Below are 23,459 nucleotides of genomic sequence, written 5' to 3'. Positions count from 1 at the left end.
GGGAAAAAGATGCGACGGAGGGAAAAGCTGACCGCATCGGCGAACCTGCACACGCGCGTCAGACGGACTCGCGTGGACTCAGTCGATACGTCGGTGCGCCAGGCATTGCGAGACGCGCGCGGGCGAACGACGTGCGCAACGTGGGCGGCCAGTGCGACCAACGCGTCTCGGGAATGTGGTACGTGATGTCGAGATACGCCTCGACGCGCTCGCCGCCTTTGGCTATGCGCGCGGCCATCGCGGCCAGCTGCGTCTGATCCCACACCACCTGATTGGTGATCTCCACGCGAATGCGCACCTCGCCCGCATCGATGTGGACGAGGCCCACGTCCTGACACGCCTCCGCGCACGCGCGGCGAACGTGTTCGCCGTAAGTCGTGTTCAGCGCCGCGTCGAGTTTGCGACGAAGGGCATCGAGCCCCGCAGTCGCCGCCTCAAGGTGCTCGACGGCGTGGAGTGTCTGCAGCGGCGTCAGCGTCGTCAGCTCAGCGACGGACAGGTCCGCCAATGCCGACAACGCGCGCATCGACTCACTCATCGACGTTGCGCTCATGTGAACGCACGCTCGCCGGTGCCGCGACGCAGAGCCTGACGCTCGTACTGCTCGATGTCTTCGCGGCGATAACTGACCCGATTGCCGAGCTTCAGGTAGATCGGCCCAATTCCCATCCGCCGCCACTGCTGCAGGGTGCGGACGGAGATGTCCCAGCGTCGGGCGAGTTGGGTCTCATCGAAGGCGCGAGGCTCGTCGGCGACGGCCTGCGCTGTGTTGCGCTCTTGCATGGTGTGTTCCTCGACAGGCTGCGATGGCAGCGGGCGAGACACACACTATTCATCGAACGGCTGGAAAGCAGGTGGAAGGGCGGCTGGAAAATGGACTTTTTATTTTCCAGCCGTTAACGTATTGAAAGAAAACGCAATTTTTAGCTACCGGCTCCGTTGGCGCCCTCCTTGCCTCCCACCTTGCGGACGATAGGATTGGGTCAACGCCTTCGATCAGAAGCCAAGGTACTGCCCCGCTCTTCTTCGCGTTCGGGTCGTCCGAACGTCTGTGAAGCGAAGCACGCCATTCAAGGACACGAGAACCAACATGAACGGAACACGGAAAAGCACAACGCTCACGACTACTCATGCGGCGTGTATGGCTCTGCTGGTGTGTTTCATGCTGGCGGGCTGTCAGACGGTCAAGCCGCGAGGCGGCATGCTAGACCGTCTTCAGCAGTGGGCTGCGCCTGCGCCACCTCACCGCTTTTCGCCAGAGAGTGAGCAACAACCAGCAAAGTTAGCCATGACGGAGTGGCTGGAGAAGTATCTGAATAGCGAGTACCACGTGATCTATGGGGAGTTCGTTTGGGCCAAACCTGGGTTCACCGATGGGGCAGCGATGGGCGCCAAAGCCGGCCAATACGTCGAACAAACCTTGGGTGGTGTACCGCAGCCGGACACATGGTCTGAAGGCAAATATCAACTCCTGCTATGGAAGCAGGAGAGAGGCGCGAATGGCTCGCCGACGTATATCGCCTTTGTGATAGCCCGCGACGCCCTCCCCGAGATGGATGGGCAGCGTTTAGTGGGGTTTCTTGAGCTGATACCCAGTGACCAGCTACCGCCGGTCATCGTGTGCTGTCAATGACGCAAAGATTGACTCGGTCGCTCTACCGAGCAGTGTTTTTCCAACCTGCCTGTGCAGAATTCGCTTTTTTGGAAGCTTTGAATTGACACCCATCTACGGAATAGAAGATCAGGTATGAGTAGAGATCACAGGCAGTATGTCGCTGCAGATTTGTATGGTGCGGATGGTAGGCCGCGCGTTTCGGATATCCGTCAGGATGAGATTTACAACTGCTATTTCCTGGCACCGATGGGTGTGCTGGGTGAACAGCAGCCAGATCGTATTCGCGACGCTATCCGGTTCAATCCCGAGGCTGGCGACTTCACGGTCACGCTCTATCGCCCACCGAATGCGCAGGAGAGAAGCCAAGGGCAGAGCACCCCGATCCAGCAATCGATCACGGTGTCCCAAGAGGATATTCGCCACAACATCAGCAAAGAAGGTGGAGGTACGGTCGACAACAATCGCGAGCGCACTGGCCCCTTGTGGCCGACCGTTATCGAAGCCGGATTCGCCGAACTGTATGGCCGTGACGCGCAGGGGCGAGTCAACCTTGACCGGGGCTACGAGACCATTGGTAGCGTGACTCGCGGCGGCTCCTTGTCCGATGGCATCTACGCTTTGACCGGAGACTCAGGCCGCAATCTGCAGATCCGAAACCCCGACGCACCGCCAATGGTGCCGACCGGCCCCGACCATGTCACGCGCCCGGAGCCGCCGCCGTTCCGAGCGGTGTCTCGCGGCGCCAGGGTGGGAGTGGAGGAAGCCTATACCGAAGTCGAACAGGCGCTGGCGACCGGCCGGCCGGTCTCGATGGCCACGCAGGGCCGAGATGTGCGGGACGGCTTGATGGAAAGCCATGCTCACATGGTGGTAGGGGTGTCGCGCGACCCGCAAACCAATGATGCCCTGATCACACTGCGCAATCCGTATGGCACCAATCGAGCTGTCGGGGAAGGCAATCAAAACATCGGCGCGAGTTGGAACGCGAGTAACCCGGAGATTACGGTCAGCCTCAATCGGCTGGTCCGCGATGGTAGTTTCGGCGAGTTCAATATTGGCCCCGCGCCGCGCGTGCAGAGCCAACAACAGGGCACTTCCGAGCCAGCAACGCCTGGCCAACCCGCCCCCGCAACGCCAGCGCCGCAAGCGCCAACCAATGCACCGAACGCGCCTGCCAACGATGCGGTCTCTCCTGCAGCACCCGCGCCTGCTCCCTTGAGCTTGGCCGACCCACGCGATCCGAATCACACCGATCATCGCCTCTACAAACAGATCGAAACCGGAGTAGCCCGTATTGATGCCGAGAAGGGGCGCGTATTCGATCAGTCCAGCGAGCGATTGATGATGTGTACTTTCTGCGATACCAAGGCCGCTGGCATCACGTCGGCCGACCATATCGCGATCAACGAGACCGGCAAGCGACAGCAGGACGGCTCACAAATCGCAGCCGGAACCCTGCTATTCGTCGTGCAAGGACAGGACCCATCCGATCCAGCAGCACGCCGTTCCGTGACCGATGTGGCGCAAGCCGTCGAGCGTCCGGTCGAACAGTCGCTGCAGAAGGTTGATGCGTTTACACAGCAGCAGACGCAGCTACTGGCTCAGCAACAGAATCAGCCCACGCAGGAAGAATCGGTTCGAGCGCAACGGATAGTTTGATCGCGCACTGCCTGACTCATTCGCTTCGATAGCTGGCCGGGATGTTGCACTCAAGAAGGACTAGTTCAATTTCCGGCAGGGACCACGCTTCAGCGAGAAGACACGGGTTCTTAATGCTAGAAGCGGACGCTGGCACTTGAACCTGACCCCTTTCGTTGGGGTGTTGTTCGTGTGTCGAAGTGGGGCATGGTTTGCGCACTGGCATGGGGGGCGGACGGGATGGAAAACATCCGCAAGCGTGCAGCCCGTATTCGCTTCGCGTAACGGGAATGTGCGGGTATTTGCGGAAGGGTTGTTCTCTACCGAACAGGGGCAGACATTGAATGGCACTTACTTTAAGTCCCGTCTTCCCCGCGTAGGTGGCGATGACGGATGACGAAAGTTGGAGTGCGGCGCTTAAATAAATGCCATTCGAACCTAGCCCCGTTTTTGGGGCCTAAGGTTCTATGCATTGGGACGAGTGAGCAGTGCTTATTCTATAGCTGTTCTGCGAGTAGGCTTCTAAGATTCCGCATTACAGTGACGGACATTTCAGCCGGCAGAATTCCGTGCATACGAGCCAATTCTTCGATAGCCATCCAGACATCGCTTGGTGTGACGGGGCGTGCATCGATTTGAACGAAAGGCCCATCTGTTTCCGTCAGTATGCGATCTAACGGAATTTTCTTTGTAATGGCTGCGCGCTTTTCATTCGCGAGCATCTCTATGTTTACTGAAAAAAAGCAGCCTAGGTCGACCGCTCTTTTTGTCTCCGCGGCGGTTCCTGTAAACCAATGTAGAACTATCTTGCCACGTGCAGGTGGCATGTGCCTTTCGAGCATATCGAGCACTATCTTGGTCGCACGGGTGCTATGCACTGTGACGATCTTGTTCCCCGCCGCAGCGCAGAGCGACAACACACGAGCGAATATCTCCTTCTGAGCCTCGAACGATTTGTAGAATCGCGGGCTGGCATCCAGCCCTACCTCGCCTACATACCGCGTTCGCGGCAGCAACTCTTCCCATAGCCCAATCTCATGTGCGCGCTCGGCGACCAATTGGGGGTGCAGACCGAGAGCCGCCCGAACATGACGGGTTGTTGACGCCAATTCATGGTTTCGTGGCCAAGCCTTGGGCGTAGTGGTTACTGCGAGCGTAAATATGCCATCGCGCTCGCAACGCTCCACCGCGGCTGCGTGGTCCGGGTAGAGATCAAGGTGGCAATGGAAATCGACGAGACCCGATTGCATAGCAGCCCTTACAACGGCGCGGCGCGAACGCCAGTCAGTAGACGCCCAACCTCCTCCAAACCGCGGCGGTATACATCGGCCAGGTCGTCGTGGCGGGAGGGATCGTCATAGAGCGGACCTGGCTTGTGGATGAGGGCCTTGGCGATTCCCGGGCGCTTAGCAAGCCTCTCGATTGCGATCTGGAAGGATCGAACCTGCTGACCTTCGGCCTGCCTAGTGTCCAAAATCGCAGCTCTCAGGTCGGGCAGGCCGTAAACAGTTGCATCCATGCCGCTCAAAGAGGCACGCCGAATAAGGCATGGCAGACAGTACCCACAGTGCCCCTGCGGCTTCTTCGTCCAACGCCCCTTCGCTGGTGACGAACAGGATAACGATAAGGGTGCGAGCTGTTTTAGCAAGGCAGGGTCGGCGCATTTCGCTACCATCTCCCCTTTGGTCTTGTTCCAATAAGGATTCTCGACTTTGCCTCCAACTCCTAGAGCTTGCAGCAATTCATTCCATCGGGCCATATAAAAAGGATGCGTCGTTCGTGTGCTAAGCGCGCCGAGCCGAAGCCGATCGAGCGGTACATTGAGCGCGATCAGGCCGTTCTCCGGAACCTTGAGCACGAAATCGCGGCCGAGCGCTGTGCCGGCGGCGACGCCCAGAGAGAAGAACAGAAACGAGCGCCCGCGCGTGGTGTCTTCCGATCCAACATCCTCGACCAGCCCGCTATCGAAGCTCATCCACACCCGCAGCCGATCAAAGGCGGATGATTTGTAAGCGGCTTTCAAACCTTCGAAGCACTGCTCCTGCGACTTACTTACCAGCCCTTCGCCCGCGTGGCTCACTAGGAGCGGCGTCTCGCCAGCATTCAAGCTGTCCATGGCGCCGATCAGACTGTCTAAGCCACCGGAGAACAAACTCACTCCATCGAACGATGCGGGAATAAGGGTGGGTTCCGCGGCGGTAACGAGTTTCGCATAGCCCTTGGCCCGCTTGCGGAAGCCCACATCCCATCTATCGCCCGTCAGGAAGTTCAGGGCGCGGACCAGTATGGGCGCCGCGGCCATCCATCGCACCGGATCGCTTACGGGGATGACCAGCCGAATCTCGCGCGTCCAGGCGTCCTGCGATTCCGTGGCACGAGAGATGCGGGTGTCCGCTGCGTGAACATGGGCCGCGACGACGAGCATGTCCGCGCCGATCTCGCTCGGGGTCAGGTGCAACGCCTTGAGGTCTGCCAAGGCGCGGCCGATCCCATGATCGAGACGCTTGCCCGCCACCAACTGCAAGGTCGAAGCAACCTCGTCGCGCGCCTTCGGGGTGCGGGTCTTATCGTCCGGCCCGAAACGGCCGATGATGACATGGCGCCTCATTTCGCTGCCTCCCCGTCGCCCATCGTCTGCAACACGTCAAAGGCAGATTGATAAACGTTGGTCACGAAGCCCATCACTGCATCAGGGGTCAGCGACTGGATGTTGACACCTGCGGCATTGATCGCGTCGCTGACACCGCGCTGGATGAAATCACGCAGTTGCGCCTGAACCCTCTCGGCCACGCGCTGATCGGCAGGCAATGTCACTACCTTCGTGCCGATGTCGTTGCAGATGCGCGCCTCGATCGCGTGTGTCGCATATAGTTCGAAGACGGTTTGGATCTGGCCCGGTGTCAGCGCATCAATGTCGGTAATGCCGGCGCCGGCGAGATCGGCAATGGTCTCGACGAAAGCGTCTCGCGCGATCCCCTCATCGATCGATCCGCCTTCAGGGCAGATGTAATCGGCGAGCCCCGCGAACACTTCCTCAATCGGGCGCCCGGCAAGGCTTTCGAGGTTTAGCGTTCGCAGCGCTTCGCGAACGCCATTGACGCTGGCGTCGTTGAGGAATCGGACGAGACCGGCACCAGCGCCCCGCGATGAGCCCATGCGCTGCGCGGCCTGGCGCGAGCCGCCCGCCGACTTGGACACATATTGCGAGACAGCGCGGCCGAGACTCTTACGGTCGCCGCCGCCCGAGCTTACAAAGCGTGTGAAATTGTTTCGGGCAGATGTGTAGCGATCCGACGCCCCTGCCGGCGCGGTCGGCCGCGGCCCTGGCGCGGGAGGAACTGCGGGGGGCGATCCATCAGGCGACGAGGGTTGTGCCCCGTCGCCATCACCCGCGCCTGCTCCGTTCCCGCCGTCGCCATCACCCTGTAACCAACTCGGAATGAGCGGCGTGCCGCCGCCAGCACCCCCATATGCGGTCGATGTGCCCATCAGCGCCCGCCCTTCCGCGTGCGAAGCGCGGCGCTCGCCGTCGGCTTTAAGAAGGAAGATCCGGAGATGGACCATCCTTGGAGTAGCTTCTCGAAGCGCGCCACGGCGTCGGAATCCTTGACGACACCCTCCCAACCCGACGCAGGCCACGGCCCGCACCGATTGGCCGGTAGGGCTTCGAGCAGGTCGAGAAGATTGGCTTGAAGCGTCGGATGCGCACGAACCAGCACAGCGAGCCCGTCGATACCGGGCGGCACAGTATCAAAGGCGTCTCCGCCCATGACGCGTCCGCGCAGCTCCTCGAAGACCTGCGCGGCCTCGGCCAGAGCGAGCTGCTTGAGTTCACCTTCGAACGCCTGGACAGCGAGTTTCGGGCCGAGCAGCTTTTCGACAACTGCTGCGAGACGCCCGAGGACGGAGGCCGCGCCGAAGTAGTCCTTTCGATCCTTGGTCACGAACAGATAGGGGCGCAGATCGACTTCGGCCAACGCCGGTGACAGCCGCGCCCAAGCCCGTATCGCGTCGGCGGCCTTCCATTCCGTCAGAATGGCGCTGTCCTTGGACTCCGGTACAGCCGTCGGCTTGGCGTCATGAGAGGGACTGATCTTAGGCCCGGCCAGCTTCGCCTTGGGGGCCGGCTTTTCCTCGGACGCAGCGGTTTCAAGCGCCGCCAAATCTACGCAACGGCCGTCCGGATCGCGGGCAGCCGCGCTTGCGATCTGGTCAAACAATCTGGAGAGGAACCGTTCGGCCAGCATGAGCTTCGCCAGGACGGGCAGCTTCACCTCTTCTCCGAAGCCGCGAGCGAGCGCGGTCTGATGGCGCAGCAGCAGGGTGTTCAGGAAGCGCTTGATCTGCCGCGGATTGCCCTGAGTGCCGCTGGCCAGGATCGGACCGATCTGATCGCTCAAGGTGAGCGCGTTCTGGACTTGGCCGGCTTTGTCGCCCAAGGCGGTCTTTACCGTCTGCGCGTCGAGCCCTGCGGTCTTCCAGGGCCGTCTGAGCAATTCACGCGCGACGGTGATGAGCGCCGAGTAAGCGGGATCGTCCTCGCCCAGCTCGGCGCCGATGAGCAACAGGGTGACATAGATACGGGTTTCCGTCTCGCCCAAAGCCGGAATCCGGAATGGGATCTGGATCAGCTTTTCGAGATAGTTCCGCGCATAGTCTCGCGGGCCGGTCGTGTCCGGCAGCTCGGGGAAATGCTTGCGCACCGAATATTCAATCATCGCCTCGTCGGCCGCGACGATGAATGCGGTGCGCTCAGTGAAGACGAATAGCCGAACGGCTTCGAGCGTTTCGATCGCCGTATCAGGCAAGCAGCGGTCGAGGTCATCGATGAGGACTATCAGTTGCTTTATGCCCGCCTGCTTGAGTAGATCGTCAAAAGCTTTCCGGAACGCCTCGATCTCTTCCGGCACATTTTTCGACTCTCCCGGTTTCAGCAGACCCTGCACACCGTCGATCGCTTTGTCATAATTCTCCTTCGTGGCGAGTTTTGGATCGGAGAAAATTCCCTTCAAGGTGCCGACTACCGCGCCGATCTGATCCGCTGTGGGAATGCCGCTGAACGCAGTGAAAGCGAGACCGCCCCCGTGACGCGCGACCTTCAGCCAATCAATGCGCTTGAAAATATCCTTTACGGCCAAGCCGGCCCGAGTAAGCAAGGGGCGCTTTTCAATAAGGCCGGTAACGATACCCTCAATCAGTGCGATCTTGGCATCTTCAAACCCTTGAAAGCGCCAGCCATTGAATTTGATGCAGAGGACGTCTTCATCCGAACCGACACCGCTTTCGATCATCTCCAAGATACTGGACTTCCCCGCACCCCAATCTCCGTGAACACCTATGGTCACAGCACGCTCTGGCTTTTCGCGCAGCAGCTCAATAATAGTTTTTGCGATTGCCTCATTGTTCAGGAGATCAATCTTGGTCTCATTATCCGTGAGAATCATCCCGCCCCCCGTAGTCATTCCCTCGATTAGGAATGAATTGTAAGTAATAGAGCCCCACTCGCAACGCCATCGAATCAATTCTTGGCCAGATTGTTAGCCGACAAGCTGAAGCACCGATCAGGTTTGCGTATTCCTACTGTCCGCTTTGGGTCGAATTGGGCATATCCGCAATTCCTCACGCCGCCATCCTGAATTCGTAATGTGGCCTTTGTCGATCGTCGAGTATCGCGTACAGCGCAGTGAGCTTCTTCGGACTTGGGTCGAGCCATGCATTCAGATGTTCCTCCTTGATTGGAATGATGCAGCGATCGTGTCCTGCAGCGGCGACTTCCTGTGGCGGCTCGTCGGTGATCGCGGCGAATGACCACAACTCCTCGCCATCACTCTGCCAGTGCGAGTAGAGGCACGCAACCAGCATCTCCTGCCGCGGTTGCGGCCTGAACTCCAGCACCACGTTCTCATCGACCTCGCCGTCGGCGAGCTCGCGGCCTTCCACCTTGTGCCGACTGACGTTCTCGTAGAACGCGTCGCAGACGATGACGCCATGGGTGTGGCCGAACTGACCTTTCCAAAAGCCTTCGAGGTTGTCGCGACGGGCGTTGTAGGTGCCGGGATATTTGGTGTCGTAGAAGGCGGGTTTGCCGGCGGGGCGGCATTGATACCGCATTGGTTTGATCACGCGCCTGCCTTGCTCCATCACCATGACGGGTGAATAGACGCCGGGGAACATCCTGCGATCACGATCCTCGGGTGTGGTGCGTCGCAGGTCGGCGAGTTTGCTTTTGGCCCAGTCGATCTTGTTCGTGGCGATGCGCTGGTCGTCGAGCGCCTTTTTCGTCGATTTCGTGTGCAGCGTGCGCTCGGCGTCGGCGAGGCGCTTGCGTTGTCGGAACAGAAGCTGTTCCAGCTCAATCGCCTGTCGCGTGTTCCAGGCCTCGATACGGTCGGCGATCGCGCGGGTTTCGGGCGCGCTGGCGCGCAGGAAGGCATCGTCCATCGCCTTCGTCGTCTTGACCTTCGCGCCCTTGTCGCGACTGGCGTACAACTCCACGAACTCGCGGATGCTCAGCTCGGCGCCGAACTTGCGCACGTAGTCCTGGTAGGCCTGCCAGACCTGAGCCGAATAGCACATCGACGTCTGCCCCCTGTCGAATCCGTTTGTCATTTCCGTTAGTCATTGTGCATCGCTGGCGCGAGGTTGTTGCGGCAAGTCCCGGGCAGGACTGGTGTTTTAGTAATTCTACTAATTCCGGGTAGCATGGCCTGTCTCACGACGTGATACGTCCTGCCCCGAGACTCCGATCCATGCCTGCCTGTTCATCTTCCCAAACCCAGTGTTGCGCTCAGGGAGGAGCGGACTGATGGGGGCCGTGGTGGCCCTCGACGGCTTGCTGGCGAGCCGCCAGGTTTGGCGTGGCCAGCCAGTCGGCCGGCCTGTGTCGGCGGCCGAGCCGACCGGCCATGCTGCGCTGGATCTGGCGCTTCCCACGGGTGGCTGGCCCGAACACGCCCTGAGCGAGGTGTTGTTGCCGGCCGACGGCATGGGCGAACTGGCGCTGGTCTGGCCAACGCTGAGCCGCCTCACCCGGGCCGGGCAGCGGGTGGCCCTGATCGCGCCTCCCTACCGTCCGCACGCGCCGGCCTGGCACTCCGCCGGGTTGGAGCTGCGGCATCTGCAGGTGGTCGAGACGGCAGCGCGCGATGCGATGTGGGCCGCCGAACAGTGCCTGCGCTCCGGTGCCTGCAGTGCGGTGCTGTGCTGGCCAAACAAAGTCGATGACCGCACCCTGCGTCGTCTCTCGACCGCTGCTGGCGACGGGCAGTGCCTCGGCATCGCGTTCCGTCCGCTGCGCGAAGCGGCGAACCCGTCCCCGGCAGCGCTGCGGCTGGCGATCGAACCCAGCGACAGGTCGGTGCGGGTGCTGAAGTGCCGGGGCGGGACGCCACCTGCGCGCGCGATCGCACTCACCGCCACCGCGCGCTGAGGTGGCGGCACATGCGCTGGGTCTGTCTGCTGCTGCCGTACTTGGCGATGGATGCCGTCTTGCGCACGCATGCGGATCCGACGTGTCCGTTGGTCCTGATCACGGGGCCGGCGCAGCGCCGCATGCTGCACTCCGTCAGCCCGGCGGCGGCAGCACTCGGACTGCGTCGCGGCATGCTGGTCTCGGCGGCACAGGCGCTGACCGGCGCCTTCATTCCCCACGAGTTCGACCCGAAGCTCGAAGCACAGGCCCGCGACCTGCTCGCGACTTGGGCCTACAGCTTCAGCTCGCAGGTCAGTCTGGATTTCGCGCACGCGCTGGTGCTGGAGATCGGAGCGAGCCGCTCGCTGTTTGGCGATTGGCCGGCACTGTCCCGTCGTCTTCGGGCCGAGATGACCGACCTCGGTTTCAGGCACCGGATCGTGGCCGCACCCAACCCGCACGCCGCGCGCGTGCTGGCCAATGCGCACGAGGAGATCGGTATCGATGAGCCGCACCTGTTGCAGGCGCTGGGCCAGATGCCGATTGAGCGCAGCGGTCTGCCGGGTGAGGTCGCCACCGCGTTCTCCCGTATGGGCATGCGCCAGCTGCGGTCAGTGTTCGAGCTGCCACGCGAGACAATCACGCGCCGCTTTCCGAAGTCGGTCCTGCCGCACCTGGATGCCATCCGTGGGCGCGAAGCACCGCCGCTGCGCTACTTCCAGCCGCCCGATCGTTTCGAGGCGTTGATCGAGTTCGACCACGAGGTCGAGACCAGCCAAGGCCTTTTGTTTCCACTGCGTCGGCTCACATCGGATCTGTCCGCATTCCTGTCCAGTCGCGACGGCGGCGTCCAGCGGTTCGCGCTGCACTTCGTCCATGAGTTCCACCCGACGACGGTCATCGCGATCGGGCTGCTGTCCGCCGAGCGCGACGCCCGCGTACTGTTCGAGATCGCACGCAGTCGGCTCGATCAGATCCGGCTGCCGGCGGCAACGCGCGCGCTGCGCCTCGTCGCGGACGATTTGCCGTCGTTCGTGCCGGCCGGACGCGATCTTTTCGACACCCGGCCGGAGCACGCAATCCCATGGGAACAGCTTCGCGAACGACTGCGCGCCCGGCTCGGCGACGATGCGGTCCACGGGATCGGCCTACACGCCGACCATCGCCCCGAACGCGCCACGGGGCGTGACACGCCGCGCCAGACGCCTCCGGATCTGCCGCAGCGCCCCGGCTGGCTGCTTGAACGCCCCATTCCACTGCGCGACATGCGCTTCGAGATCCTGTCCGGGCCGGAGCGGATCGAGTCGGGCTGGTGGGACGAAGGCGACGCGCGGCGCGACTACTACGTGATCCGCACGTCGCAAGGCCAACGTGCCTGGGTGTTCTGTGCGCCGGGCAATGACGGCCCGTTCCTGTTGCACGGCTGGTTCGCATGAGCGATGACGTGCGATGGCCCGAGTACGCCGAACTGCATTGCCTCTCGGCCTTCAGTTTCCAGCGCGGCGCATCGGTGGCGAAGGAACTGTTCGAGCGCGCGAAGCGGTTGGGCTACCGTGCGCTCGCAATCACCGACGAGTGCTCAATGGCCGGGATCGTGCGTGCCTATGAGGCCGCCCGCGAGTTCGATTTGCCGCTGATCATTGGCAGCGAGATGCAGATCGAAGACGCGCCGAAACTGGTGCTGATCGCCGCAGACCTCGAAGGCTATATCGCGCTGTGCCGGCTCATCACCGTGGCGCGTCGACGCGCTGGCAAAGGCGAGTACCGGCTGCTGCGCGAGGTTCTGATCGATCTGCCGCTTGGATTGCTGGCGCTATGGCTGCCTGAGCGCACGCCTTCGGATGCCGACGCTCACTGGCTACGCAGTCTGTTCCCAGATCGGCTGTGGATCGCCGTCGAACTTCACCGCGCCGAAGATGATGCAGAGCGATTGGCCATACTGCGTGCGTTCGGCCATCGGCATGGGCTGCCGCTGGTCGCCACGGGTGATGTCCATATGCATGTCCGCCGACGTCGAGCGTTGCAGGACACGCTGACCGCGATCCGTCACCACACCACGCTGTCGGAAGCTGGCTGGAGATTGTTCCCCAACGGCGAACGCCACTTGCGCAGCCGCCAGGCGCTTGCGGCGATCTATCCGCACGATCTGCTCGCAGAAACGCTGCGCATCGCCGAGCGCTGCCGTTTCTCGCTCGATCAGTTGCGCTACACCTATCCACATGAGCTCGTGCCGGAGGGACACACGCCCACCACATGGCTGCGCGTGCTGACAGAGGAAGGTGCGGCATGGCGCTGGCCGCAGGGCGCGCCGGATCGGGCACGGCAGTTGATCAAGCATGAGCTGGCGCTGATCGCCGAGCTGCAGTACGAGTCGTACTTTCTCACCGTGCACGACATCGTCCGCTTCGCACGCAGCCGAGGCATCCTCTGCCAAGGACGCGGCTCGGCCGCCAATTCGGCGGTGTGTTTTGCACTCGGCGTGACCGAGCTTGATCCTGCGCGCATGAACCTGCTGTTCGAGCGCTTCATCTCGCGCGAACGCAACGAGCCGCCGGACATCGACATCGATTTCGAGCACGAGCGCCGTGAGGAGGTCATCCAGTACGTGTTCGAGCGCTATGGCCGAGACCGCGCCGCGATGACGGCTGTCGCCAATAGCTATCGCGGCAGAGGTGCTGTTCGCGACGTGGCCAAGGCGCTGGGCCTGCCGCCCGACCAGGTGGATCGGCTCGCGCGCACGATGGATCGCTGGGGCGGACACGCACCGGTACCGGAGTTCCTGCGAGAGCAAGGTTTCGATCCCGACACACCGATCCTTCGCAAGATCGTCGGGCTGACCGCTGAGCTGATCGACTTTCCGCGCCACCTCTCGCAGCACCCGGGCGGCATGGTGATCTCCGAGCATCCGCTGCACACCTTGGTGCCGGTCGAGAATGCGGCAATGGAAGGCCGCACGGTGTTGCAGTGGGACAAGGACGATCTCGACACCCTGGGCTTGATGAAGGTCGATTGTCTGGCGCTCGGCATGCTCACCGCCGTGCGCAAGACGTTGGACCTGCTGCGCGACACCGGGCGCCGAGAGTTGTCGATCGCGACGATTCCTGCGGAAGACCCGGACACCTACGCCATGATCAGTCGCGCCGATACCATCGGCGTGTTCCAGATCGAATCGCGCGCGCAGATGGCGATGCTGCCGCGGATGAAGCCCACCTGCTTTTACGACCTGGTGATCGAGGTCGCGATCGTCCGTCCCGGGCCGATCCAGGGCGATATGGTTCATCCCTATCTGCGTCGGCGTCGCGGCGAGGAACCGATCGACTATCCGCCCGGCCTCAAACACGTCTTCGAGCGCACGCTCGGTGTCCCGCTGTTTCAGGAACAAGTGATGCAGGTCGCAGTGGATGCCGCAGGCTTCACGCCGGGCGAGGCCGACCAACTGCGGCGCTCGATGGCCGCGTGGAAGCGACGCGGTGGGCTGGAGCCGTATCGCGACAAACTGCTCGCCGGCATGCTGGCTCGCGGCTACGCCCGTGCGTACGCCGAGCAGACCTTCGAGCGGATCAAAGGCTTCGGCAGCTACGGCTTCCCGGAAAGCCATGCGGCCAGTTTTGCGCTCGTGACGTATGCGAGCTGCTGGCTGAAATGCCACGAACCCGCCGCCTTCGCCGTCAGCCTGATCAACAGCCAGCCGATGGGCTTTTATACCCCCGACCAACTGCTGCAAGACGCGCGGCGCAAGGGCATCCGGGTACTGCCGGTGGATGTGCGCTACAGCGACTGGGATTGCACGTTGGAGTTCGTCGACGGCGACATGCGCAGCAAGCCGGCGATCCGGCTCGGCCTACGATTGGTGAGTGGCTTTGCAAAGGACCTGGCCGAGCGGCTCTCGGCAGCACGCGCACAACGACCGTTCCGCGATGTCACCGACCTCTGCCATCGTGCAGGCCTCGATCGCCGACACCAGGCGCTACTCGCTGAGTCGGGTGCGCTGAAAGGCTTGAGCGGACATCGCCACCGCGCCCGCTGGGCCGTGGCCGGCGTCGAAGCGCCACTGCCGCTGTTCGACGGTATCCCGCAAACGGTCGAGCCCAACATCGCAATCCAACTGCCCACACCAGGCGAGGACGTTGTCGCCGACTACGCCTCGATCGGCCTCACCCTCGGCCGACACCCGCTCAGCCTGATCCGCAAACAGCTCGCGGCGCGGCGATGCCTATCGTCAGCCGACCTCGCCAAGCTGCCGCACGGAAAGCGCGTGCGCTTCGCCGGCCTCGTGCGGATGCGCCAACGACCCGAGACCGCCAGTGGCGTGACCTTCGTGACGCTCGAAGACGAACATGGCATGGTCAACGCCGTTGTGTGGCAGCGGACGGCTGAGGAACAGCGGCGCGAGCTGTTGGAGTCGAGCCTGATGGCCATCGATGGGCGGCTGGAGCGGGCCGATGGGGTGCAGCACTTGATCGTGCAGAGGATGCACGATTACGGAACGCTCATGGCCACGCTTCGACCTGAGAGTCGGGACTTTCGCTAAAGTTATGATTGATGCTGGATATTGGACGTAGCCAGTGCTTAACGCACCTCCAATCGAGGATGCCTGTATGCCAAGCGGCGCTCAAGCTAACTGACCTTCTCCAACGCCTTAGTTGATCAGCGAGTGCGCCTGCCCGTATGAAACGAGATCATCGCACCAGCGAGAATATCTTGAATGGACGACCCATCCAACGGAATCGAAAGTTCGAATTGAGCGAGCTGCAACTGCAGCACAACAGCGGCGAACGCGCGCGGCACACCGTCATCATTGACCTGTGCACGATCAAGGCAGGCATACAGTCGTTCGACAGTTGGAGGATGAGTGCTTACGTAGGTATCTGCGCCCAATGGCTCATCCAGTAGCTGCATGGCCAACAGTGCCGTTACCATTCCAAGCTGGCGTTTCCTGCGCAGCTCTGAATCCTCGCACCCGCTAAGAATCCAGTCTGTGGCCATCTCATCGGCTTCGATCTCTTGTTGGACCGCGTAGCTTCGATGCATTGCAGGATGCTTTGCGCGGATATGTGCAATTTCATGATGAATGATCCACGCGACTGCCACCAAGAACAACTCGTTAGCAACGGAAACATCGTCGTGGACGCCCCCTCTACTGGGTCTCGGCAGAGCATCAGGCCAATCTTCGACTCCGGAGATCTTCTGATTATTCCGTGCCCAGTTGAATACATCTATCGCATCACAAACGTTGCGCCGTGCAGAGAGATCAAGTTGTTCATCGCCCCGCCGCTGAGCGTCGACGTATTCTTGGTAAAGCACCCAGAACAAGTAAGCACAGGTCCAGAGATACTCAAGCGTTGCTATCGGCAGGATCGCCTCATGAGTAGACATATTGACGCGGATATAAAATCCCTTGTCGTTGGAAAGAGCAAGCGAAAACGTAGGTGCCGCTACCAACAATTCCTCCTCACGCTCGGGTGCGACGGCGAATGCCGACCCTGCTATCTGACGTTCGAAGATCAACACCGGAGAGCGCAAAGGTAGTGCTTCGGTCATGAGAAATCCAAATTCGTTGGCCAATACGGGGATCGGTGCGCGTATTGTCTCCTGATCTTGCGAGGGAGTGGCCACAACGTCCATTTCAGTCGAAAATTAACATCCGCAGCTCAGGACTATCCGGCATCGTTGTCAGAATAGACCGAACTCAAGTCAAGTGTTTGCTGATAGGTCACGATTCGTCTCATAAGCGATGCCGCCCTCAACTCGGCAGCACGGTCGGCGCGACCCAGATGCTGCTCTGTTGCAAGTCCAACAACCCTTCGAGCAAAAGACAAAGCTTGGCTGGGCACTTTCACTGGCGCTCGGCCGATCACTGAGACGGACCGGGCGCATCGCGAGGCAGGCGGTAGCGCCCGCGCCGATCAGACGCAACCAGGACCCGATAAGCCCGATTCGCGTCCGGATATTTGTTCCGTGGAAAGACATCGACCGGCTTGTCCAACTCTATGCCGGCCTCATGCATCAAAGTCTCACGATCCATGGAGGCGCCCTCCATCTCCCACAAAACTCGGAAAATCGCGGCTTGGGCACGGGTCAGCGGGATCGGTGCGGCCTCACCAGACAGGATCACTTCACAGAAATCGTGCGCAAACGGTCCGCGCCGAGGTTTGGTGGCGCGTTGAGCACTTGGTGCCTGCACACTCGCCCAGACAGCCTCGTCCATCACCAGGCCTCCACCGCGGACCCGAAATGCGGCCGACAGGGGAACGAGTCTCACCTGTACGCCTGGCAGGAATACGCGCTCGATTCGAGATGTCGTGATCATGATCACCGAGATGTCCCCGATATGCGTCGGCCACACCGCCAGTAACGCGCGTTGTACCGTGACGTCGGTCAACTGCTGTCCGAACAACACGCGATGGCGGTTCCTGGTTTGCCCGACATCGCCGATCCGCCAGACCCGGCCAGGAATCGTCACCCACGCCGACTCGCCCGCCAGATCAAGTGCCTGCGCGATCCGTCGGCGCAGCCAGTCGCCATCGGGCGCGAGCCGGTGCATGTCCTTCACCGCCAGCGCGACTTGTCCGCACTCGGCGCAGAACGCCGAACCGGCAGCGATGACCCGTACGCTGCGTGCTTCGCAGCGCGGACAAATGATCACCCGTGCCCGCGCGGGAACCAGCGCACCCAACTGCTGTAGATGTTCGAGCCGTCCACGTTCGGCCATATCGGCCAGCGCCGGCGCAATCGCGGTGCGCTCCTGCTCGATGCAGGAGGCCAACAGATCCAACACGTCCATTGCGCATCAGACCGTCGTCGACAGCGATGGACCCGCGTGCCCGCCATGACCCGGCGTCAATCGCCAGTGACTCATCCAGGCCTCGAAGTGGGCGCGAGTACCGGCGTCGAAATCGCCCAGATTGCTGCCGCCACGCCTCCTCAGCGCCAGTACCACCGAGCGACCGATCATCTGTCCGGGCTCCGGGAAAAACTCGATGCCCAGTTTGGCCGCGACCACACTGAATCGCTTGTTTCGCATCGGGTTCTCGATCGGCATCCAGTGGTCCAGCAGGTCCAATACGCTGACCCGGACATCGCCCTCGGGCGCCTTGATCGCGATCTCCCCGCCGGTCACCTCATCGAGCAAGGTCGCCTCGTACAGGCGCACGCTGTCCACGACCAGGTTGTCGGGCATGGTGAGCGGTTGACGCAAGGTGTCGAGCAACATGGGTTCGGTCAGTTGAGCGTAAATTCCGCGAAGGCGGACGGCTTCATCGAAAAGATCGCGGTGACGCAGGTACATCCACAGCGCGCACTGCGCCGGAGCATCCGGCAGGTGCAAGGCGCTCACCCGACCGGTGTGCGCTTGGTTCACCGCGCGCAATGCCTCCAGTCCGGCCTCGTCGGTCAGCAGGGCGACGTGCCGCATGCTCGCCAGAATGCAATCGCGGACGGGCGATGGCGCGCGCTCGATCGCTGCGGCGATGCGCAGCGTCTCGTAAGCGTAGCCGTCCGTGTCCACGATGCCAAAGCGCAGCGGCAGGCCGCACTGCGCCAGGAAGTCGAAAAGGACTTCCTCAGGCGGAATTTTCAACAGTAAATCCAAATGCACTACAGAGCTGGACACGTTTGTCTCCAGCGTAAACCTCGTCCTTACGTCGGCGATCCCCTTCGCCGATAAAGCGCCCCGCAGATCCACGCTTGTTCGATATCGACATACTTAAAATCTGGATTTTAGAACTCGCATCACGGTTGTCAATCGCCTGAAGTCATAGGCTAGTAAAATTCACATATGAATATTCATGCACCGTATAGCGGTGCCTCCGGCCGAGGGAGAAGACGAATGGCGACTACACTCAGCGTTCGATTGAGGCGACTACGCAAAAGTTCAAGCCTGACGATGGAGGGATTGGCCCAGGCGGCCGGCATCAGCAAGAGTTACGTCTGGGAACTGGAGAACCGCGAGGTGCCCCATCTGTCGGCGAAGGTCCTGGTCGACCTGGCCAAAGCCCTGGGCGTGACCATCCAAGACCTGCTGGGTGAGCCGCCGCCCGTGAAGGCGTCCCCCGAAGACCTGCGGTTCTTCCGCAAATACGTCGGCATGGACCGGGCCGACAAGGACCGGCTCAGGAAGATGGTCGACCTGTTCGATCAGCCCGCTGCCAAACACGTGGCACGTGCTAGATAAACATGCCTCTGGCTGCGCTGCCGCCTGCTTCGGACTGCCACCTCGCGCAGAACGGTTTCTCAGACATGGGCAGGCGGATGCTTCCCCATAGGACACTTGGCCCTGTAGACGCGTTCATGTAATTTTTGCCAAATCAGTGAAACGCATTCATAGCGCCGACTTTGATTTCCGGCGGGAAGACACAGATTTTTTTACCTTTGATGCGAACTTTCCATCAATGTCCGACACATCGAATACGATGATGTCGACTATCGACCGCATATCTTCCGGTAGATCGGTGACTAGCATGTCCTGTAATTCCTGCGCAGACGTTGGATTGGCGCCACCGTCTGGCCGTGCTGGAAGCCGCGAATCACGGTGGTTGAACCAAAACACCAGATACAGACTACTACCGTCCGCAGTATCGGCGTTCGCGTAAGCCTGAAGCTGGGTTGCTGGGGCAGTCCAAAGCCCGTCGTTCGAGTCACGCTTGATCTCGATCGGAAAAGTTCTTCCAGCGTGGCTGCATAACGAGATATCACTTCGCTTATCGTCTGCATGCCGCATCTCAGCCGATAAAACCGCAATGCTATAGGGCTGCATTCGGTCGCGAAGCCGAAGAATCAGGTGATCGCGGCAACTATTTTCTAGCTTCGGTGTCGGCGTAAGGTCACGTTTACCGACATTGTCCCAGTATTCCCGCCATGGGCTGTCGGCCGCAGTTCTCAGTTCACGCCGCAAGCGCAAAAGCTCTTCACGGATGATTGCGCGTAAATCCGCAGAATTCACCGGCGCTTTTCCCGTCAATGCTTCGCGTACAGCAAGGGGTGACGGGTGCGCGAAGGCTTGATCGCGAACTATCCTAAGATGTTGAAACTTGGCATGAGCAAGTTCTTTGCGCCATGACTCCAGTCTGGGATCAGCGATCAGCTGAGAAAGCAACGACGTGACCGCTTTGCCTGTCATGGCGCCGAGCATGTTGATTGAATGACGAACGACTTCTTCCCGACCGGATGTTCGAAAATATCGAGCATTCGGATAGTCTGCTGAGGGGGATGCATAACGACCCAGCGCGACAATGATCATTGCCCGTCGAAGCGGATGCGCATCATCATTGATATCCAGAGCATTGAGGAGATCGTCTGACTGCAATGCCAGATCGAATGCCGCAAGGATGTTTCGCTCGCTTGGCAATACAGCGCTCGGCTCAGCGTACTTCGCCGGACTGAGAGAAAAATCGGCATAAAGCCACAAAAGGCGTGACTTTCCTATCAAAGCAGTATTCGTCAACGCCTCCTGGGTGAGATCGCGGAGCACTGAAGGCGGAACGCACTTCACCGCCGCTGACAATGCTTGACCCAACGCATGAGCAGGCATGCTCGGGCGGGCACGCAATAACGAGGGCAGGGCATGAGAGAGCACTTGCAAGGCGGGCTGCGAACGATTGAGCCACGGCAGTAAACTTACATCTGTCGCGCCGGCATCGAGAGCTGCGATCCAGAATGCCTGTAAAGCATCAACAGCAGTTACTGTATCTTTGCAAATTCGCTCAATCGCCCAAGCTTCCAGTCGCTCGCGACGCGCCTGATGTCGAACCGTATTGCTCTCTCTCAGGACTGAGATCGCGACCGTCAGCGGAACATCAGAAAGTTTTGATTGTTCTGCTTGCTCCATGGAAAGATCCAAGCCTGCGAGAGCGGAGCGCTCTACAAAATAATGATTACTCTGTGCATCTATTTGCCCGATATCAATAGCGCTTGGCCATGCGAAATTTTGGGTAAGAATATGACGCCAGCCTGCTTCAATGGCTTTCGCAACTTCGTAATTAAACGCTTCGACCACGGCAGGCATGCCTGGTGGTATGGCGCCAGAATCGCTTCTGCGCCAACCAAAGTAATGCTGTGCGCCCCATTCCAAGATTCTTGGCCGTTTCGCGCTTCTGACATCTGGGATTAACGGCGTTATGTTTCCAACATCTTTTTTCCTTTGGGCTTCTCTTTTTTTTCTTGCTTCTGCCCTTTTTTTCATTTCATTGAGGCGCCATGGCTCAAGCTCATGGATGCGCAGTTTTCTGAACTGGTCGGCCATCTCCGGAATTCGACTCAGGTGCTCGTAGAGCTGCCAGTAAAGACCAGGATCAGCGTTGATGTGATTCGCACAATGAAATGCAATATCGAGGATGGGACGCGCTTGCTCAGTATCCGCGCATGTGTCTGCCATCGACAATAACCGATGCCCGGTTCCAGCGCTCGGCATTCGCTTCGTAACTTCTATGAACCAAGATACCACCATCCATGGTTTATCATTTGAAGACAGAGAATCTCTAATTGCCCATAACAGTGCGAGTTCGCGCTCAACATCGGCATCAAGCCACTCTCGCACGGCTGCTTGTGATTCTTCTTCAAGGTGAGGGAATGCGTACCAGCTAGCGTTCATTACCAATTGCAAAAGACGATCTGCCGTAAGGCCACCGGCTTTTCGTATGATCGTTGCTAACGCTTCATCCAGCAGGTCGTTGATTTCCGAGCTGTAGTCAGGACCGCTATTTTCGCGAATCCAGTTTTTAATCGAGATATCGAACAAATCATGACGCGGGCGTTTTTCAAGCTCGGCTTTCAACCACGTGGCACGACCCACCGTATGACTGCGACTGGAGTTTCTCAATGCCGAGATCAACTGGCGTAGGTCGGCAGTCGTCAATGCAGGATCGAGCGCATCGTTTACGAGATTCAATCGAGTGTCTTCCTGGCTTTCCGACACGGTTTCCGCCGCGAGCGCATCGAATAAATCACGACGCCCCCGGGCCGGGTGCGGGTGTCCATTCAACCAAGCGGCTGTGGCCTGTCGACGCACCCACCCGGGGCGGGCCGGGTCCAACACCATCTCGCGCAACAGATGCTTGAGCGAGTGCACCGGCGCACCGCTGGCGAGCACGTCCAGCACGTTAAAATGGCGCTGAGTGCCGTCGATAGGTGCGCGCAAGATCTCGTCGAAGTCTGCAGCGAGGTCTTCTCCAGCCAGACCACCGACTGATGTGCTGCCGCCTTCACGGCTGCGAAAATATGGCGTTGCCTTGGTCAGATTGCGAAGAATCGCTCGCCTGCATGGGGTGTCAAAGACGGCCGCATCGCCATAGGACATTACTGTTGGCGCATCAATTTCGATCAACTGCTGCGTGCCGTCACGATTTCCAAGTTTTGCGAGATGGGCAGCGAACCATGCGAACAGGCCGCGCAGCTCGGTTGGCGGACCGCCATCAGGAGCTGTGATCAACGCCAGGGCGCGAGACAGCGGGAAGGCCGCGCTTCCGGGTTCACCGCGCACCGCGCGTGCGAGCGCCCGTGCAGCGGTGAATTCTGCAATCGTGCGATGCATCGGCTCGAACGCCTCGCCTTCGCCGCGAAACAACGCCGTATCCAAGCTGTAACGGAGCAAATCTGGCTGGATCTCAAGGTCGTGCGCCGTGAGGTAGTCGAGCCGCCCGCCCGATGCGCCGGGTGGGATCGCAGCCGAGCGCCAAAGGGCACGCGCGCCGGATACCAGCAGCATCAGATTCGCAATATCGGCGGTCTTGACGATGACCTCATGGGATGGCCTCTGGCGATCGTGCCTACGATCCGAATTATTTTCGTGCGCCAAGCGCCGGACTGCAGACTCGAACAAGTCAAAGCGGGTCTGTGGCCAGTGCCCCTCGGCTGCAACAGCGGCGCGCAGCAGGCGCAAACTGAGAGGGTTGTGTGTGAAAGCTTCTGCGCCGAGAGACTCGGCCTTATCCAAGAACGCCTCTGGGTCCACCTCGCCGAGCGCTCGCAGCATCTCGATCGCTTCCCAGTGATTTAAGGAAAGCAACTGACCGACGACGATGGGTTGGCCGTGGGTCGTGTTACGGACGGCCTGAATTGCTTGGAGATCGGATTCTTTTCGCCAATCCTCGGCGCGGCAACTCAGCCACCATGCTTGCGCGCCAGCACCGGCGATCGCGTGTGCAAGGCCGTAGACTTTGTCAGCTGCTTGGCCGTCGCTGCGATATTCGTCAAGTGCATCAAGAAACAATGTCTCGGCTTGCGTTCGAACGCCATTTGTCAAAGCGCGAACTTTGATCGCCTCGGTGCCTTGCCATCGAGCCTCAGACTGCAACACAGTTGTCTTTCCACTGCCAGGTTCACCGAGCAGAACGACACAGGGCAAGCCCCGCAATTGGCTGACTCGACTGATAGTGCGTTTTTGTTCGTCCGAGCCTTCGATCACTTCGATTCGACGATCAATGACGGCGATAGCCGTGCTGTCCATGAGTACCCCTTCACTCCAAGTCGAGCAGCGCGCGGACAATCCCTTCGCCGCTTTGTCGTTGGGTACGTCCAGATGCTCGGCGGGATCTACCCCCGGTATCTTTACGTTGCTTTACGATCAGGCTACCGCGCACTGCGCACGATTGCGATATCGCTTGAGCTGCGCCGCAAGTCGTTAGCATCCCGCTGGATAGGCATTGACCCCACAAAACCGCTCTCCCAAGACCAAGCATAACCCGTTGATATGCATAGCAATTGCAAAACCGTCGCTTGCACTTGACAAGCGCGAAGTCCAAGGGAACGGAGAGGAGAGAGGGAAAACTGGCGAATTTTTCGCCAAACGAGGCGATGGGC

Annotated in this window: 17 protein-coding genes; 6 read left to right on the top strand and 11 right to left on the bottom strand. The window is 60.4% G+C overall.

All coding sequences use genetic code 11. The annotated features are described in order from the left end of the window. Positions 1-58 precede the first annotated feature (58 nt). Positions 59-538 carry a hypothetical protein gene (locus tag HOP03_05965; GenBank protein NOT87709.1) on the bottom strand — a complete coding sequence of 160 codons (480 nt, stop codon included), beginning with the start codon at positions 536-538 and terminating at the stop codon, positions 59-61. 11 nt (positions 539-549) lie between these two features. Next, positions 550-783 (bottom strand): DNA-binding protein, encoded by a 234-nt coding sequence (locus tag HOP03_05960; GenBank protein NOT87708.1) that lies wholly within the window; start codon positions 781-783, stop codon positions 550-552. Between the two features lie 358 nt (positions 784-1,141). Between HOP03_05960 and HOP03_05955 the strand changes: the two genes are divergently transcribed. Beyond that, positions 1,142-1,633 carry a hypothetical protein gene (locus HOP03_05955; protein ID NOT87707.1) on the top strand — a complete coding sequence of 164 codons (492 nt, stop codon included), beginning with the start codon at positions 1,142-1,144 and terminating at the stop codon, positions 1,631-1,633. A 114-nt stretch (positions 1,634-1,747) separates the two neighbouring features. Then, entirely contained in the window at positions 1,748-3,274 is a 1,527-nt protein-coding gene (locus HOP03_05950) for a hypothetical protein (protein NOT87706.1), read from the top strand. 476 nt (positions 3,275-3,750) lie between these two features. Here HOP03_05950 and HOP03_05945 read toward each other — a convergent pair whose 3' ends face one another. From HOP03_05945 to HOP03_05925, 5 genes are all read right to left on the bottom strand, one after another. Then, the gene (locus HOP03_05945; GenBank protein ID NOT87705.1) at positions 3,751-4,503 is read right to left on the bottom strand and encodes a TatD family hydrolase; all 753 of its coding nucleotides are present in this window, start codon (positions 4,501-4,503) and stop codon (positions 3,751-3,753) included. An 8-nt stretch (positions 4,504-4,511) separates the two neighbouring features. Beyond that, positions 4,512-5,861, bottom strand: a complete 1,350-nt coding sequence (locus HOP03_05940) for a hypothetical protein (GenBank protein ID NOT87704.1) — start codon at positions 5,859-5,861, stop codon at positions 4,512-4,514. Further along, a complete protein-coding gene (locus tag HOP03_05935) occupies positions 5,858-6,742 on the bottom strand; it encodes a hypothetical protein (GenBank protein NOT87703.1) in 885 nt (294 codons plus the stop codon). The genes HOP03_05940 and HOP03_05935 overlap by 4 nt, the downstream gene beginning before the upstream one ends. After that, the gene (locus HOP03_05930) at positions 6,742-8,697 is read right to left on the bottom strand and encodes an NTPase KAP (GenBank protein ID NOT87702.1); all 1,956 of its coding nucleotides are present in this window, start codon (positions 8,695-8,697) and stop codon (positions 6,742-6,744) included. The genes HOP03_05935 and HOP03_05930 overlap by 1 nt, the downstream gene beginning before the upstream one ends. Positions 8,698-8,872: 175 nt before the next feature. Then, entirely contained in the window at positions 8,873-9,829 is a 957-nt protein-coding gene (locus HOP03_05925) for a hypothetical protein (GenBank protein ID NOT87701.1), read from the bottom strand. Positions 9,830-10,058: 229 nt separating this feature from the next. On the opposite strand from HOP03_05925, the gene imuA reads away from it, so the two are divergent. Genes imuA through HOP03_05910 form a run of 3 tightly spaced genes read left to right on the top strand, consistent with a single transcriptional unit; the run spans position 10,059 to position 15,195 of the window. Continuing rightward, complete coding sequence (gene imuA, locus HOP03_05920; GenBank protein ID NOT87700.1) at positions 10,059-10,682, top strand: translesion DNA synthesis-associated protein ImuA; 624 nt, start codon at positions 10,059-10,061, stop codon at positions 10,680-10,682. Positions 10,683-10,693: 11 nt separating this feature from the next. Beyond that, the gene (locus tag HOP03_05915) at positions 10,694-12,100 is read left to right on the top strand and encodes a DNA polymerase Y family protein (GenBank protein NOT87699.1); all 1,407 of its coding nucleotides are present in this window, start codon (positions 10,694-10,696) and stop codon (positions 12,098-12,100) included. Further along, complete coding sequence (locus tag HOP03_05910) at positions 12,097-15,195, top strand: error-prone DNA polymerase (GenBank protein ID NOT87698.1); 3,099 nt, start codon at positions 12,097-12,099, stop codon at positions 15,193-15,195. Before HOP03_05915 ends, HOP03_05910 begins: the two co-directional genes overlap by 4 nt. A gap of 116 nt (positions 15,196-15,311) precedes the next feature. Here HOP03_05910 and HOP03_05905 read toward each other — a convergent pair whose 3' ends face one another. The 3 genes from HOP03_05905 to HOP03_05895 form a co-directional block, all read right to left on the bottom strand. Then, entirely contained in the window at positions 15,312-16,205 is an 894-nt protein-coding gene (locus HOP03_05905; protein NOT87697.1) for a hypothetical protein, read from the bottom strand. A 313-nt stretch (positions 16,206-16,518) separates the two neighbouring features. Next, the gene (locus HOP03_05900) at positions 16,519-17,448 is read right to left on the bottom strand and encodes a hypothetical protein (GenBank protein ID NOT87696.1); all 930 of its coding nucleotides are present in this window, start codon (positions 17,446-17,448) and stop codon (positions 16,519-16,521) included. A 6-nt stretch (positions 17,449-17,454) separates the two neighbouring features. After that, positions 17,455-18,348: a hypothetical protein gene (locus tag HOP03_05895; GenBank protein ID NOT87695.1), complete on the bottom strand. Its 894-nt coding sequence runs from the start codon at positions 18,346-18,348 to the stop codon at positions 17,455-17,457. A 144-nt stretch (positions 18,349-18,492) separates the two neighbouring features. Between HOP03_05895 and HOP03_05890 the strand changes: the two genes are divergently transcribed. Further along, positions 18,493-18,837, top strand: coding sequence for a helix-turn-helix transcriptional regulator (locus HOP03_05890; GenBank protein NOT87694.1), 345 nt, complete (start codon positions 18,493-18,495; stop codon positions 18,835-18,837). 147 nt (positions 18,838-18,984) lie between these two features. Here the strand turns inward: HOP03_05890 and HOP03_05885 are convergent, their stop codons facing one another. After that, positions 18,985-23,106, bottom strand: coding sequence for a hypothetical protein (locus HOP03_05885; protein NOT87693.1), 4,122 nt, complete (start codon positions 23,104-23,106; stop codon positions 18,985-18,987). Positions 23,107-23,459: the final 353 nt, after the last annotated feature.

Source organism: Lysobacter sp., assembly GCA_013141175.1.
In the GTDB taxonomy this organism is placed as follows: Bacteria; Pseudomonadota; Gammaproteobacteria; order Xanthomonadales; family Xanthomonadaceae; genus Lysobacter_I.
This window is presented reverse-complemented; position numbering and strand designations above follow the sequence as displayed.